This is a genomic window from Phycisphaeraceae bacterium (genome assembly GCA_019636795.1).
Taxonomy (GTDB): Bacteria; Planctomycetota; Phycisphaerae; order Phycisphaerales; family UBA1924; genus JAHBWW01.
Map to the genome: position 1 here is coordinate 365,375 of JAHBWW010000002.1, position 15,819 is coordinate 381,193.

General features: G+C 59.8%; 9 protein-coding genes and 2 rRNA genes. 9 read left to right on the forward strand and 2 right to left on the reverse strand.

What is annotated here, in order from left to right; translation table 11 throughout:
• Positions 1 to 118 precede the first annotated feature (118 nt).
• Both KF757_04755 and KF757_04760 read left to right on the forward strand, forming a co-directional pair.
• On the forward strand, positions 119 to 1,171 hold the full coding sequence (locus tag KF757_04755; GenBank protein ID MBX3322282.1) for an SUMF1/EgtB/PvdO family nonheme iron enzyme: 1,053 nt from the start codon (positions 119 to 121) through the stop codon (positions 1,169 to 1,171).
• A gap of 65 nt (positions 1,172 to 1,236) precedes the next feature.
• On the forward strand, positions 1,237 to 3,255 hold the full coding sequence (locus KF757_04760; protein ID MBX3322283.1) for a hypothetical protein: 2,019 nt from the start codon (positions 1,237 to 1,239) through the stop codon (positions 3,253 to 3,255).
• Between the two features lie 506 nt (positions 3,256 to 3,761).
• Here KF757_04760 and KF757_04765 read toward each other — a convergent pair.
• Positions 3,762 to 4,256, reverse strand: a complete 495-nt coding sequence (locus KF757_04765) for a copper-binding protein (protein ID MBX3322284.1) — start codon at positions 4,254 to 4,256, stop codon at positions 3,762 to 3,764.
• 9 nt (positions 4,257 to 4,265) lie between these two features.
• A complete protein-coding gene (locus KF757_04770) occupies positions 4,266 to 4,577 on the reverse strand; it encodes a hypothetical protein (GenBank protein ID MBX3322285.1) in 312 nt (103 codons plus the stop codon).
• Between the two features lie 162 nt (positions 4,578 to 4,739).
• Between KF757_04770 and amrB the strand changes: the two genes are divergently transcribed.
• The 7 genes from amrB (at position 4,740) to rrf (ending at position 15,789) form a co-directional block, all read left to right on the forward strand.
• Positions 4,740 to 6,110 carry an AmmeMemoRadiSam system protein B gene (gene amrB / locus KF757_04775; GenBank protein ID MBX3322286.1) on the forward strand — a complete coding sequence of 457 codons (1,371 nt, stop codon included), beginning with the start codon at positions 4,740 to 4,742 and terminating at the stop codon, positions 6,108 to 6,110.
• A 4-nt stretch (positions 6,111 to 6,114) separates the two neighbouring features.
• Complete coding sequence (locus KF757_04780; GenBank protein ID MBX3322287.1) at positions 6,115 to 6,444, forward strand: hypothetical protein; 330 nt, start codon at positions 6,115 to 6,117, stop codon at positions 6,442 to 6,444.
• Positions 6,445 to 6,624: 180 nt separating this feature from the next.
• Positions 6,625 to 8,691, forward strand: a complete 2,067-nt coding sequence (pilM, locus tag KF757_04785) for a type IV pilus assembly protein PilM (GenBank protein ID MBX3322288.1) — start codon at positions 6,625 to 6,627, stop codon at positions 8,689 to 8,691.
• Positions 8,688 to 10,079 (forward strand): hypothetical protein, encoded by a 1,392-nt coding sequence (locus KF757_04790; protein MBX3322289.1) that lies wholly within the window; start codon positions 8,688 to 8,690, stop codon positions 10,077 to 10,079. The genes pilM and KF757_04790 overlap by 4 nt, the downstream gene beginning before the upstream one ends.
• Positions 10,080 to 10,119: 40 nt before the next feature.
• The gene (locus tag KF757_04795; GenBank protein MBX3322290.1) at positions 10,120 to 12,315 is read left to right on the forward strand and encodes a hypothetical protein; all 2,196 of its coding nucleotides are present in this window, start codon (positions 10,120 to 10,122) and stop codon (positions 12,313 to 12,315) included.
• Positions 12,316 to 12,807: 492 nt separating this feature from the next.
• Positions 12,808 to 15,554, forward strand: a 23S ribosomal RNA gene (locus KF757_04800).
• Between the two features lie 128 nt (positions 15,555 to 15,682).
• Positions 15,683 to 15,789: ribosomal RNA gene (gene rrf / locus KF757_04805) — 5S ribosomal RNA — on the forward strand.
• The last annotated feature ends 30 nt before the right edge of the window (positions 15,790 to 15,819 follow it).

Consider the following 15,819-nt stretch of genomic DNA (forward strand, 5'->3'; position numbering starts at 1 on the left):
ATGTTTTTTTGGCGTGTCACCGCTCGCCAATGGATATTCCAGAAATCCGCTTGACAGACTTCCATCGTGAGGTACCTTCACCGTGACAAGTGGCTCGTTCGGCATTCGGGAGGTGGATATGCGGTTTAGGTTTGTTGAGCGAAACAGAGGTTTTTTCGGGCGAGTCGCGGTTGCGGTGGCTGGCGCGGTCAAGGCATCGGTCGCAGCTATCGGTGTGCTCGCGCTGTCGGCCTCACCCGCAGCAGCGGGCCCGACGCCGGATTACGGGATCGACTTCGCCATCATCGGCGACCCGGGCAATCGGCATGTGAACTTCGACGAGGGCCGACGGTTCTATCCGCCTTATGCCCACGAAGGCTTCACCGTCGGCACGGTCAATTATAAGTACCGCATGTCGCGCACCGAGATCACCGTCGGGCAGTGGCTCGAGTTCGTCAACGCCTATCGGCCGTATTACGACGGACCTACCAACGCCGGGCAGTTCACGAGCGACTGGATCGTGTACGACAACAGCCTCGGCCGATACCGCGCGATTTCCGGCAGCGAAAACTTCGCGGCCAACATGGGCTGGCGTTTTGCAGCCCGCTTCTGCAACTGGCTGCACAATGGCAAAGTGATGGAACAGTGGGCGTTCGAGAATGGTGCCTACGACACGAGCACCTTCGGCCGCGACGACAACGGCAATTACACCGATCAGCCTGTACGCCATGCAGACGCGAAGTTCTGGATCCCGAATCTCGACGAGTGGATCAAGGCCATGCACTGGGATCCGAACAAGAACGACGGCGAAGGTGGGTACTGGCGCTATCCGACATCGAGTGATGAGGCTCCGATTTCCGGGCCTCCGGGAACAGGAGAAACCAACGCCGGTACATGGAACTTCTATGACGTCGGTTCATATCCGCACACGACAAGCCCGTGGGGGCTGCTTGATGGGTCAGGGGGGCGAAGTGAGCATCTGGAAACTCTCGCGTCATCAAGCGGTGTGCGACTGACCAACGGGTCCGATTGGGGGGGGTTGGTGAGTTTCGATGAAATAGATCGGACTGCATCCGAGCTGCCTATCAGTTCACGTTCCGGACTCAGGCTGGGATCGATCGTGCCGTCTCCTCCTGCATTTGTGGCTCTCCTTGTCGTCGGAGCAGTAGTCGCCCAGGCAAGGCGGAGGTAAGGCAATCAGGTACCGGGCGAGTAGTTCGCCGCAGAACATTGATCTTCGTTCCTTGGAGCAATTGAATGTACAAGTTCCTATGCTTTGTTGTTGCTGCCTCACTTTTTCTTCATCAGATTTGTTACGGACAATCCTGCCCGTTTGATGTCATGAGCGATGCAGACCAGTTGACGGTGACTTGCACTCCGGTCACAGGACTGACTGATACATGGGATCTTCATGTTGAGGTTGTTCACAGCGCCGCATCTGCTGATGTTGAAATCATTGTCAACAAAACATCATCCGGGAATCGGCCTTCAATCAGCAACTTGACGTTTGCCCTAGAACGACAGGGCGGAGGTTCACAAAGTTTGAGTATCAATCTTTCTGTTCTGGGGCCGCAGGGAGATCTGGATAATTTGCACCATCTTGGAAGCTTGAGACTCTTTTCCTGTAGCGGCTTTCTCACCTGTCCAATATTTATAACTGAGCTTTACACCCACGGCAATGTCGGATACATTCAGTGTCATGGTATGGATTTCGGCTATATTGGCGGAAATTTGGAAGAACTTTATTTCGATATTTATCAGTTTCAACAAGGCACCTCTCTTGGCAGTTTGGAGGTTGGAGGAAATATCACGGGCGCTATTCGTACGACACCATGGCAAACATTGCATCATATTGTGGTTGCGGGCGATATCGGTTCGGAGACCCATCATGCCCTCATTGGAGATGATGCGGCCAATCCTTGGCCTGATATTAATATAGGGACTATCGAATGCCAAAACATGTACGCCAAAATCCTGATTGGTGGTACATTGCGTCGTGTAGATATCGCGGGAGAATTCGGAGGCATTGTTCGTGCAGGCAAAATGCTAGCGGTACAGGGCCTTGGCGTCGGCGATCCTGGTTTTTTCATCGACTCAGTGAACGTCAGCGCGGATGTCGCTGTTATTACCTCGTTCGATGCAGTGATCGAGATCAATGGAGACCTCTTGCCTGTCTCCCAACTGTTGCTCCCAGAGATCCCTACTGAAGCAGGGGTTCGCGTCGAAGGGGATCTCGCATGCACATTTGAAATAGCGAGCGACGTTGCCGGATTTATCGAGGTCTCCGGCACAATTGAGGACACCTCCGTGATGGTTGGAAGAGATATTACTTCGAGCGGAAGTGCCATCGTAGGAAATCTCGATTGTCCGATTGATATTGTACGTGATCTTGCAGGAACCGTTGAGGTTGAGAACAGGTTCATCCGCCCCCTTATTGTTGGTGAAGAGTTCTCCGGTGATATAATCGTGCGCGATGAGAGCGGTCTTGTCGGGCAGATCGTTATCAACGGCGCGGCGACATCTACTCCAAACTTGTGGAGCGGCGAAGTTTCATTTGGCCCAAGCACGCCCGTCATTGTTCTCGGCCCCGGCGAGTCCCAGCCCTACAAGGCTCCCTACTACCACATCCTGAGCAGCGAGCTCGGCGGCGGGGCGATCGGGCTGGTGCCGTATCAGTTCCATGAAAAGGAAAGTTCGCCCGAGCACGACTCGGTCGTTTCGTCGGCCGTGCCGACGAGCGTGACGATTCACCACTACGGTCCGCTGCTCGACGATGGCAACGGCGGGACCACGCCGGTCCGCATTTTCCGCGCCGGCATGGCGCTGCCGCTCGGGTTCACACATCATCGCGAGGTGCCGCTGTGTTACGGCTCGGTCTGGACGGAAGTAACATCCGGATTTGATATTTCAATCAGCGGCCGCGAAGTTCATATTGCAAACGATGCGGCTTCGTTCCAAAAGGGCTACGCCTACCAGTTCATCGCCGAGGGGATTCTCTGCGGCCTGGCCGCGGGCACGCCCAGCACGTTCTACCGCGAAGACTGGGCGTGGGAAGGCGCGTGGGACGAAGGGGAGGACGACTGGTGTTGCGGCCTGCCCAAATCGCGCGGCTACGGCTTCATCATCCCGACCGGCATGGACCTGAACTTCAACCTGATGCACGACACCGGCGATCTCGAACTCTGGCTGCTCGATCCGGTTGATGTCAACGACGATGACGTGATCGACTTCCTCGACGCAGCCGCCATCATCGACGCGATCGCAGAGCAGGAGTAGGCGGGCGAAACGACACCGACCCCGGCCATCGAACAATGCCCTCACCATGCCGCCGAGCGCGGCTTAGTGTCGCGATTGAGGACAGGCAAGACGGGTACGGTCTCGGGTCGGTTCGTGAAGGCCTCGCGCAGCCTCAGGTCCGCTGTAAAAACCGGCCTGCGGAACGCGGAGCAGGGTTCGCAGCGTAAGTTGCCGTCTGTTCGGGGCGTCCCGATGCTCTGGAGGATGCTCCTTCCGGTCCGCAGGATGCTCCCTCCGCTCTGGAGGACACTCCTTCCAGGCTGGAGGATGCTCCTTTTACTCCGCAGGATGCTCCTTCCGCTCCGGAGGACGCTCCCTCCGCTCTGGAGGATGCTCCTTTTACTCCGCAGGATGCTCCCTCCGCTCCGCAGGATGTCCCTTCGGGCGTGCTCGCTGGCCACCTCTGAACGCCGCCCCGCCAGTCGGCCAGACCCCGCCTACGGCTCATACCCGGCGTCCGGGGTTGTGTTCTCGGGTGTCTTGTTCTAAGGCGCCTTGTTCTCGAACGAGATCTCCGTCTCGGGCGGCAGCTTGCTCAGCCTCGTCACCGAGTACTCAATCCGCGGCTCGTACGCCACCGACAACTCGAACTCCACCTTGTCGCCCACCGCCAACCCATCGAGCGTCACGCCAGCACCCAGCGACGGAAACGGCATGTCCATCGCCTTCATCCCCAGCACGCCGTCGGCGTTGACGTGCACCTGCCCGCCCTTGCCCCGAAACGTCGGGATGTGCTCGTGATAGATGCGCAGTTCCGCACGAAAGTCGCCCGCCGAGGGCATCGCCGTGATGACGCCGCGCGCCACATACACATGCGTCTGGCCCTGCACGACCGGCTCGACCGGTTGAGCCGCCGCAGGCGTGCGATCGCAACCCAGGCCGCACAGCGCCAGCACCACAACGCAAAGAAGTCTTGAAAGAATCATCGCGCACGCGCCGGGCATCTGCAACCCCCCGACTCCTTCACGCTGACCACTCACACCGACCACTCAGGCCGCTTCGATCGCAAGATACGACGACACCGACGCCAGATCCTTGCCGAGATCCGGTGTGTACGGCATGGTCCACGACCGGCCCGTCTCGACGCGCACAATCCTGGCCGGATGCTCGCGGTCATACCACATGCGCCCGCCACGAATGTAAGCGTGCATCCGCCGGCGACGCAGTTCCTGCGCCCGCTTGAGCCCGCGCACCACATCCGGGTCACGCCGCATCAATCTTTCGATTGTCTTGCGCGGCGCCTCGGCACGCGGCTCGGACTTGACTGTGCACTTGATCGTCTGACCTGCTGAGAAAGACATAGCACCCGCTCCATCTGGCGATTGATGAGATCTACCCATTCCATGCGCACGTCCGCAAGCCTCCCGCGTCCGGCACAGCCGACAAGTGTAGGCAACCACCGTCCTCCAGCCCACGCCGCGCTACACTCCAACCACATCAACCGTATCCCAGGAAACGCCCACATGACCGATCAGAATGACCAGGCGCCGCAAGTCGCCTTCGACCCCGCCCTCCCGCACCACCACAAGCCCCGCCTCCGCAAAGTCCGAGGCTTTCCCCTCCAGGCCCAGGGCCCCGATGGCAAGACTCAACCCCTCCTCGGCCTCGCCGACGCCCAGCAGATCTCCGATCGCATGATCGCCACCCTCCCGGCCGCCCAATTCATCCTCCCCCTCATGGACGGCACACGCACCACCGCCCAGATCATCACCGAGGTCGGACGAGGCCTCAACGACGAGTTCCTCCACAACCTCGTCGCACAACTCGACGGGGCAGGCCTCCTCTTCGGCCCAACCTTCGACGCCCTCCTCGTTCGCATGAAACAGGACTTCGACAGCGTCGATCACCTCCCGCCTGGCGCTTCGGCCCAGTTCGCTGAAGCCCTTGCCGCACAAGAACTTGGAGAAGATTCCACCGAAGAAGCCCGCATCGCCGCCTCGACCGACAAACTCCGCGAAGCCATGGACCAATGGATCGATCAGGCCCTCGCCAAAGCTCCAAACCCCAGCCTCGACCGCCTCCCCCGCGCCATCGTCGCGCCCCACATCGACTACCCCAGGGGGTGGATCAACTATGGCTCCGTCTGGGGACGCCTCCGCGTCACCGACCGCCCCGACCGCGTCATCATCCTTGGCACCAACCACTTCGGCCAGTCCACCGGCGTCTGCGGCTGCGACAAAGGCTTTGCAAGTCCCCTCGGAACCTGCGAAGTCGATCAGCAACTCATCGCCGCCCTCCGCAGCGCCCTCGGCCCTTCAGACACCGAAAAACTCTTCGAAAACCGCTTCGACCACGAACGCGAGCACTCCATCGAACTCCAGATTCCCTGGATCCAGCACTGCCTCGGCAAAGACGACCAGGGCAACTTCTGCACAGTCTTCGGAGCCCTTATTCACGACCCCGCAGTCAACAATGGTGACTCTTACGACGGCCAGGGCCTCGCCCTCGACCCCTTCATCGCCGCCATGAAGAACGCTCTCGCCACACTTCCCGGCAAAACCCTCATCGTCGCCTCTGCCGACCTCAGCCATGTCGGGCCCGCGTTTGGAGATCGTCAGGTGCTCGCCGGTGACGAGGGTGAACCCGTCGAGTTTCGCAACCGTGTGGCCCAGCACGATCAGGAAATGCTCTCACTGATCAAACAAGGTAAGGCCGACGACCTCATAGCCTCAATGGCGTGGCAGCAAAACCCCACCCGCTGGTGCTCCACAGGCTGCATCGTCGCTGCCATAAAGATCATCGAGCCCCAAACCATCGAAGTTCTCAGCTACGCCGCCGCCATGGACCAGCAAGGCGCAAGTCTGGTCAGCCACGCTGCCCTCACAATGGAGTAGTCGCGTGCTCGACCTCTGGCAGATCGCCGGTGCGGCACTGGGAATCTTCATCATCGGCTTGGGCATGTACCTCTTGCGATGTGGCCGAACCCGTGGGGTCTCCGACGACGAAACCTCGAACGCGCCTGCACCGTCAATCTTGGGACTCTCCGTTCCCACTCGCCTCGCATTAGGCTTCAGTCTGATGCTCCTGGGGTACCACGCCTGCGCCTACAGCCTGCCGCCGCACTGGATCGCGCTGAAAGTACCCGCCAATCTCCTCTGGGTCCTGGCTCTGTTCTCAGGCGTCCTGGTCGGCGGGTCCCTGCTGGCCGATCGCGTTGCACGTCCATGATGCTTGGCCATCACCGGCATGTCACGTCTCTGTCACAGGCGCATCCGCCCCCGGAACTGACCCGATACCTTCTCGTATCCTCTTAGGGTCCAGGCGTGCGAGAAGCCCGAAACCCGGGTACGATCGCCCCTGCATCAGCACGGTCAGGGATTCGGTGCACACAGCAATTCGAGGATTCACATGGCAACGTCAAACACCAGTTGGGGCATCGAGGTCGGATCAGGCGGCATCCGCGCCATCAAGTTGCAGGCTGACGGCGACTCGATCAAGGTTCTCGACTTCCTTTCCTACGACCACGCCAAAGTTCTCACCACGCCCGAACTCGACCTCGACGACGCCCTGCGCGTCGCCGTCGGAACGCTCGTCAGCCGCCACGATCTCTCCAACTCGCGCATCGCCGTCTCGCTCCCCGGGCATCAGAGTTTCGCACGCTTTGCCAAACTCCCTCCAGTCGAAGCCAAGAAAGTTCCTGACATTGTCAAGTTCGAAGCCGTTCAGCAGATCCCGTTCCCCCTTGCCGATGTCGAGTGGGACTACCAGACATTCGTCAGCCCCGACTCGCCCGAAGTCGAAGTCGGCATCTTCGCCATCACACGCCAACGCATGATGGAACGCCTCAATCTCCTGGCCGACGTCGGCATCACCCCAGATGTCGCCACACTCAGCCCCATCGCCGCGTACAACTCGTTCGCCTACGACCTCGAGTTCACCGAGAACACCGTCGGCACCATCCTCCTCGACATCGGAACCCAAGCCACCGACCTCGTCATTGCCCACTCAGGCCGCGTCTGGGTCCGCACCTTCCCCATCGGCGGGCATCAGTTCACCGAAGCCCTCGTCGAGCAGTTCAAACTCCCCTATTCCAAAGCCGAAAAACTCAAACGCGACGCCGAGCAGACCAAGCACGCACGCCACGTCTTCCAGGCCATGCGCCCCGTCTTTACCGACCTCGTGCAGGAAGTCCAGCGATCCATCGGCTACTACCAGTCCCTTCATCCTCAGGCCGATCTCAAGCGACTCATCGGCATCGGCGCCACCTTCCGCCTCCCAGGACTGCGCAAGTTCCTCAAGCAGCAACTCCAGATCGATGTCTACCGCCTCGAACAGTTCAAACGCATCAATGTCGATGGCCCACGCGCCGGTGAGTTCCAGACCGCTTCACTCAACCTCGCAACCGCCTATGGCCTGGCGCTTCAAGGACTCGGAATCGCCACCCTCGAAGCCAACCTCATGCCCGTCAAGATGATCCGCAACGCCATGTGGAAGCGCAAGGTCGCATGGTTCGGCGCGGCCGCAGCCGTCGCCGCCGCTGCAAGCGCCGCGATGTTCATCCGTCCCGTCATGGACAACAACGCCATCACCGCCGCAGGAACCCCAACCCAGTTCGATGCCGCGATTCGCGAAGCCGATGGAGCAAAAAGCCGCGCTATGAACGCCGGAGTTCTAACCTCCGAAGGAGAGGCAGCCGCTGCTGAGCAGATGATCGGGCTTTTCGATGCCAGCGAGGTCTACGGCCACATCGTCTCCGATGTCGGTCAGATCATCGCTCGCGCACACGAAGCCGCCCGCGCCGAACTCCCCGCAGGTCAACTTCTCTTCCACCTCGATCGCATCACCACCGATTACCGCGCCCCAGAAGGCGCAGCCGGCTCTTCCGACATGGGCGGCGGATGGAACGAACCGGGCATGGACTACATGGGAGGCGACGAATGGAGCATCATGCCGCAAGCCATTCCCGGCCGCTCCGCAGCTCCAAGCCAGACCGCCCAATCCGACGAACCCGACGAGGTCAAATCACTTCGCCGCGTACGTGTTCAGGTTGTCTTGAACACCACACACCCGGCTCCACAGGACTTCGAAATCGAAGTCATCGAGCAATGGCTCGCCGCAAACAAGACCCGCAATGGCGTGCCATACACCATCGTCGCCGTCGAAGAACCAGGCCGGTTTGATCGCATCACAACCGCCCCTCAGACCGGGTTCCAGCCAGGACCGCGTTCACCGTTCCCCGGCAGTCAGGGCATCCCGACCGAAATGATCCCCGACGCTCGCAGGCCGGTCAATGCGCCCGATCAGTTCATGATCGACGACCGCGGCAACCCAGACCCAGGCCAGAGGACGGACATCGACCTCGAGCGCGTCGCCCCCATCGCTCCGCAACCCAATGAAATTCCCAGATACACCAGCCAGTTCACACTCGTCTTCTACGCGGTGCTCGACCCGATGCCCGGCGGAGGTCAATCATGAAAAACGTTCTCGCATGGATCAAGGCCCGCATTCTGATTGTTGCACTCAGCGTGCTCATGCTCGCGATGCTGCCCACAGCCTTCATCATCAGTGGCAAACTCAACAAGGATCTGCGCGAACGCCAGACCAAAGCCTTCAATGATGAAAAGTCCCGCATCAACCGCGCAGCCAAAGTCGATTACAAACTCCCTCGCATCAGCGCCAGCGAGTCCGATGCCGCTCTGAGCGAGTCTCGCCCGCCCAACGACTTCGTCACCACCTGGTACGCCGAACAGCGCGAGGCACGCCTTGCTCAGGCCGAGCGCGTCGCCGCCGCCACACTCACACTCAATCGCGCCGAGCACGGTCCCCTCATCGACACCTTCCCACCCCCGCGTCGATCCGATGACCGCACCGTCGGCCGCCGCGCAGCGGTCGACCTCGCACGAGCCATCACCGGACAGGGTCGCGGTGCCAGCGGCCGATCGGCCTACGACACACTCTTCGAACGCTTCGGCGCCGGCATGCCACCCTCACGCCAGTCTGTCGCACGCGCCGTCGCCGACTATGAAACCCGCGAACTCGACGCCATTCAAAACCGCGCCCCCGGCGGACGAGTCACTCCTGAAGCACGCGACACACTCAGCAAGCAACTTGTCGATCGACGCCTCAGCGAGTATCGCAGACACGCCGAGCAGTTCTCCTTCTATGGCTCGTCAGCCAGCCTCTTTGCCCCTCAACAACTCGGTCAAGCCCCCGGCCAGCGCCCCGGATCATCCGACGCACGCCCCACCTCGCCATTCCTTGCCGCAATCCCCGAACGCCCCACCGTCGAAGAAGCCTACATCTGGCAGTGGGATTACTGGATCGTCTCGGACCTCCTTCGAGCCGTCGCTCGCGCCAACCGCGACCAGACCGGCGACGCAACCCCAGTCCGCCTCTCTGTTGTCAAACGCGTCGAGTCGATCTCCATCGACGCCTTCAACATGCCCAGGGCCCAATCCCTCGGCGACATGGGCGCCGATGCCGGCATGGACATGATGGGAGGTTTCGGCGACATGCGCGGCTCGCAACCCGCCGCAGGAGGCGAACTCACCGCCCCACGCGTCACCCTCACCGGCCGCTCAGGTTCCAGCGTCTTCGATATCCGCCACGCTCGCATCGTCGTCATTGCTTCGAGCGAACGCCTTCCCGTATTCCTCAATGCAATCAAGACCACAAATCTCATGACCGTCACCGATCTGGATATCGAACGCATCGACGTGTACAACGACCTGCGCGACGGATTCTTCTATGGCGACGAGCATGTCGTGCGCGCCACCATCGAAGTCGAAACCGTCTGGCTCCGCGACTGGACACGAAACTTCATGCCCGACGCCGTCCGTACCGCATTCGGCATCACTGACTGATTACACCGCACCAACGCCCATTGACCCAGGGGATCCGACGATGAAACTCAAGGGAATCAGCACAATCGAACAGCATGTCGAGAAGATCGTCCTCGGCGTCATGGTCGCCGTCCTCCTGGGCGTCGTCTCCGCACAGTTCGTCCTCGAACCCAATCACGTCGACATCGGTGGCGGACGAAAAGTCAGCCCCGACAAGGTCTTCGCAGAACTCGATCGCGAAGTCAACACCCTCCGCGCCGCTGTCAGGAATGAAAACCCCGCACTCCCTGATCTCAATACCCCCGATCTCGTCCGCGAATATCAGCAAGCCCTCGCCAACGGCTCAACCCTCCCGAGATCACTCCCCATCCCACTCGGTGTCGGCGTAACCATCGGTGGCGAAACCGAGACCGCACAACTCATCTCCGGGCCAATCATGCCCATGCCAGCGCCAGTCCCACAGCAACTCCTCGGCTACAGCACATGGGTCACCGCAGACCCGTACATTATCGACGAAGCACCCGAATACGCCGCTTACCTCCCGGCCCTGCAACCCTACGATATCGTCGGCGTCACCGTCGAGGCCTCGCTCGAAGGCGCCAAACTCGCCGACCTCCTCCGCACCGGCGATGGAACACACCGCCCGATTCCCGCAACATGGTGGCGCAGCGGCGTCGCAGTCCTCGACATCGTCGCCGAACGCCAGCAACAACTCCCCGACGGTGCATGGAGCCCCGCCAAGATCGTCGATCGTTTCCCCGGCTCCATCGACCTGCTTCAACGCATGAATCTCACCGCCGAACCTTCCCCCATTCAACTGCGCGAAATGGTCTCTCAAGCCACATCGCTCGTGCGCGAAATTGTTCAGCCTCCATTCGTCCCGCAGATCGCCGGGCCCGAGTGGGCCGAGCCCAGCCGCGCCATTCCACGCGATTCGCAACTCATGAACATGACCGGCGTCGATCGCTTGCGCTTCAAGCGGCGGCAACTCCTCGCCGACATTCGCCGCCTCGAAGGCGAACTCGACCCCAATCGCCAGCAGCAGCCACGCTCCACCACCCCCGATCGCTCCACCGCGCCATTCGTCTCCCCCGGCGGAAGATCCCCCTCCACCGGACGCGAGCCCTCACAACGCACCAGCCCCGAACGCGATCAGCAGGCCGAACAGCGCCGCGTTGCAAACCTCACCCGCCGCATCGAAAACGCTCAAAGCCAACTCAATGATGTCGAAAGCGAACTTGCGAAGATGGGCTTCCCGGTCACCACCGCTGACAATCAGCCAACACAACCCGATCCGACTCAGGATTTCGCATCTCGCCTCGACCTGCTCAACGCCGAATCCTTCAAAGTCTGGATTCACGATCTCAACGTTGAACCGGGAGGGGTCTATCGCTATCGACTGCGCGTCAAACTCAACAACCCAATCTATGGCAAGGAAACCTCGCTCGACGCCGCTGCCGGCGACAACATGAATCTCGCACGCCAGCCATACGCCCTCGGCTCATGGTCCAACTGGTCCGAGCCAATCCTCGTCGGTGAACAGACCTACGTCTTCATGGCCGCCGCCGACGAGGCCATGGCACGCCAGCAGGGCATCGGTGCCGCAATCGGCAGCGGCGACGCAAACGTCTCCGCCGAGGTCTACCACATGTACTACGGCCACTACCGCCGCGGAACCATGACTCTCAGGCCAGGCGATACCGTCATGACCGATGTTCGCGTCCCCACAGGCCTCTACCTCTTCGACACTCAGAAAGTCACCAGACAGGACGCCTACACCCTCTTAGGCCTCAACCCCAACACCGGCACACGCCAGACCGGCACCCCCGGACTCAACCCGGGCCGCGACTGGCAGGAACCATCAGACATCTTCATCCCTGGCGACCGCATCCCCAGCGACCGCATTCCCGGACGACAATCCGTCCCGGACGATCGCGTACCAACTCAAACTCAGACCCCCGCAACCGGAAACCCCATTGACGTCTCCGAAGCCCTCCCCGATGGCGTCACCGAGGCCCCCCAACGCATCACCATCTCCATCGACTCCATGCTCCTCGAAGTTGTCAAACTCCCTATTACCCTCCAGGGAACAGGCACCGGGGGCATCGAGCAGGCACGCCCAATCTTTTACGCCTACTTCCAGAGCGAAGGCGGATTGATCGAACGCCGCCGCCCCGATCTGGACCGCTCAGGGCCTTCCTATGGCTTGGTTCGGGCCTCATACATCCTCGGCTCCCCCTCCGCCGCTGACGAATAACCCGCAAGTCGAGCCCGCCATTCACCTTCCTCGTAACCGCAGCTCTAAGCGCGACGATACCGCCCCGCGATCGTTTTGGACGCAAGATCCTCCCGTCAGCCATCGCCGTACCTGGGGTCAACCCGTAATGATTCGTGCACATCGCAAAAAGAAAGCCTCAGATCCCGATTTCGGAGGCCTGAGGCTTGACGTGGGCGAGTTGGCGGATAGTATCCCCCCGCCTCTCGAATCGGCTTGAAAACACGCCGCTTCGAAAGGCAAATCGGGCACGTTCAGGGTGATCCTGAGCAACGCCCAACGCTCTTTGACAACTGGATATGAACGAGTGGCGTCCCCTTCCTTCTCACTATTGGAGGGGACGATTGATTGAGTATCTCGAGATGCGTGCGGCGAGCGTTCGGAGCGTGCCTGCTCCGGACCCGATTGCGACAGCAAAGTCGCAGTTGGCTGGTACATATCGTCGGCAGTCGTGTTGCGACTTCCGGTAGGTGTGATCAGGCCAGTAAGGGCACACGGTGGATGACTTGGCGTCAAGAGGCGATGAAGGACGTGGCAACCTGCGAAAAGTCCAGGGGAGTTGGAAGCGAACTGTGATCCTGGAATGTCCGAATGGGGAAACCCACCTCGCAAGAGGTATCACGCACTGAATGCATAGGTGCGCGAAGCGAACCCGGGGAACTGAAACATCTCAGTACCCGGAGGAAAGGAAAGCAACAGCGACTCCGTGAGTAGCGGCGAGCGAAAGCGGATAGTCGATAGCATGACGAGCGCGTTGGAATGCGCGGCCGAAGAAGGTGAAAGCCCTGTAATCATGTGATTCGACACAGCCCTAGAGTAGGCTCGGGCTCGTGGAACCCGGGTTGAAGATGGGGGGTCCACCCTCCAAGGCTAAGTACTACTTGACGACCGATAGCGAAACAGTAAAGTGATTGAAAGTTGAAAAGCACCGCCATGAGCGGGGTGAAAGAGTACCTGAAACCGTGTGCTTACAAGCGGTCGGAGCCCTTCGGGGTGACGGCGTGCTTTTTGCATAATGAGCCCGCGAGTTAGTCTCTGTGGCGAGCCTAAGGCCTACCGGGCCGGAGGCGGAGCGAAAGCGAGTCTGAACAGGGCGTTCAGTCGCAGGGACTAGACACGAAACCTATGTGATCTACCCATGGCCAGTGTGAAGGAGGGGTAAAACCCTCTGGAGGCATGAACTCGTTGTCGTTGAAAAGACATGAGATGAGCTGTGGGGAGGAGTTAAAGTCTAATCAAACTGGGAGATAGCTTGTTCTCGCCGAAATAACTTTAGGGTTAGCCTCAGGGTGCAACCGTCGGGGGTAGAGCGACTGGATGGATGGTGGGCCCTACCCGGGTACCCCGTCCAACCAAACTCCGAATACCGATGGCCGAGTCCTGGGAGATAGACTGCGAGTGATAATATCCGTAGTCAAAAGGAGAATAATCCAGACCGCCAGCTAAGGTCCCCAATCTTGGCTCAGTTCGAAAGGAAGTCAGATTGCCATGACAACCAGGATGTTGGCTTAGAAGCAGCCATCATTTAAAGAGTGCGTAATAGCTCACTGGTCGAGGAGTCTGGCGCCGATAATGATCGGGAATAAGCCAAGAACCGAAGCTGCGGACGCGAAAGCGTGGTAGGCGAGCGTTCCACGGGCGGTGAAGATTGTCCGTAAGGGCAGTTGGAGCGCGTGGAAGTGAATATGCGGGCTTGAGTAACGATAAACAGGGTGAGAATCCCTGTCGCCGTAAGTCCAAGGTTTCCTGGGGAAGGTAAATCCGCCCAGGGTTAGTCGGGTCCTAAGGCGAGGCCGAAAGGCGTAGTCGATGGCCAGCAGGTTAATATTCCTGCACACCCATGGTGATCAAAGCACGATGCGGATTCTTTAAGTCAGCGAAAGCAACAAGTTGCGAGGTCTAGGCCGATGCTGATGGCGGGAGTTCCCAGAAAAGTCGTGTGGGCAAAGTGGGTCCCGTACCAAAACTGACACAGGTGGACGAGGCGAATAGCCTCAGGCGCTCGAGAGAACGGTCGTGAAGGAACTAGGCAAAATCACCCCGTACGTTCGCAAGAAGGGGGCCCTTTGGGGCGCAGAGAAAAGGCTCTGGGAACTGTTTATCAAAAACACAGCACTGTGCTAACTCGGAAGAGGATGTATACAGTGTGACGCTTGCCCAATGCCGGAATGTCACGGAACCGGGTCAGCTTCGGCGAAGCTCGGAACCCAAGCACCGGTCAATGGCGGCCGTAACTATGACGGTCCTAAGGTAGCGAAGTTCCTTGTCGGGTAAGTTCCGACGCGCATGAATAGCGTAATCACCGGAGCACTGTCTCCACGACCGACTCGGTGAAATAGTAGTGGCGGTGAAGATGCCGCCTACCCGCAGCAAGACGGAAAGACCCCGTGGACCTTTACTGCAGGCTTCTATTGGTCACGAGCACATGATGCGTAGCATAGGTGGGAGGCTTTGAAGCGGAGGTTTAGGCCTTCGTGGAGCCACAGGTGAAATACCACCCTTCGTGAGTTTGTGGCCTAACCTTGATTCCCGTGAAACCGGGCAGGGGACAGTGGGTGCTGGGTAGTTTGACTGGGGCGGTCTCCTCCGAAAGAGTAACGGAGGAGTGCAAAGGTCGGCTCAGCGCGGATGGAAACCGCGTTGTAGAGTGTAAAGGCATAAGCCGGCTTTACTGCGAGTCCGACGGGACGAGCAGTTACGAAAGTAGGCCTTAGTGATCCTGCGCTCCCGTGTGGAAGGGGCGTAGCTCAACGGATAAAAGGTACCCCGGGGATAACAGGCTTATCGCTCCCGAGCGTCCATAGCGGCGGAGCGGTTTGGCACCTCGATGTCGGCTCATCGCATCCTGGGGCTGAAGGCGGTCCCAAGGGTTAGGCTGTTCGCCTATTAAAGCGGTACGCGAGCTGGGTTCAGACCGGCGTGAGCCAGGTCGGTCCCTATCTGTTGTGGGCGCGCCAGACTTGAAAGGAGTCAACCCTAGTACGAGAGGACTGGGTTGGACCAACCCCTGGTGATCCTGTTGCGCCGCTCGGTGCATCGCAGGGTAGCTACGTTGGGCAGGGATAACCGCTGAAAGCATCTAAGCGGGAAGCCCCCCTTGAGATGAGGTCTGGTTGTCTTTTGACGAAAGACCCCCGGTAGACCACCGGGTTGATAGGCCGCACGTGCAAGGGCTGAGAGGCCTTCAGCGGAGCGGTACTAACGGTCGAAGGTCTGATCACTCCTACCAGACGTCGCAGCACACGTCTAGAGATACAAACAATGAGCACCGGCCCAACAAAAGCCAACGCTCCCACTCGTTCATTCCGGCACATCACGCCGCTGTCGCTCACCCGCGACACCGGCGATTGTCGGTGACCATAGGCTCGGAGAAACACCTGTTCCCATTCCGAACACAGCAGTTAAGCCTGAGCCGCCGATGATACTGTTCAGCGGGAAAGTAGGTCATCGCCGACGCTTGAACCCCTCGACCTCAAAAATCGAGGG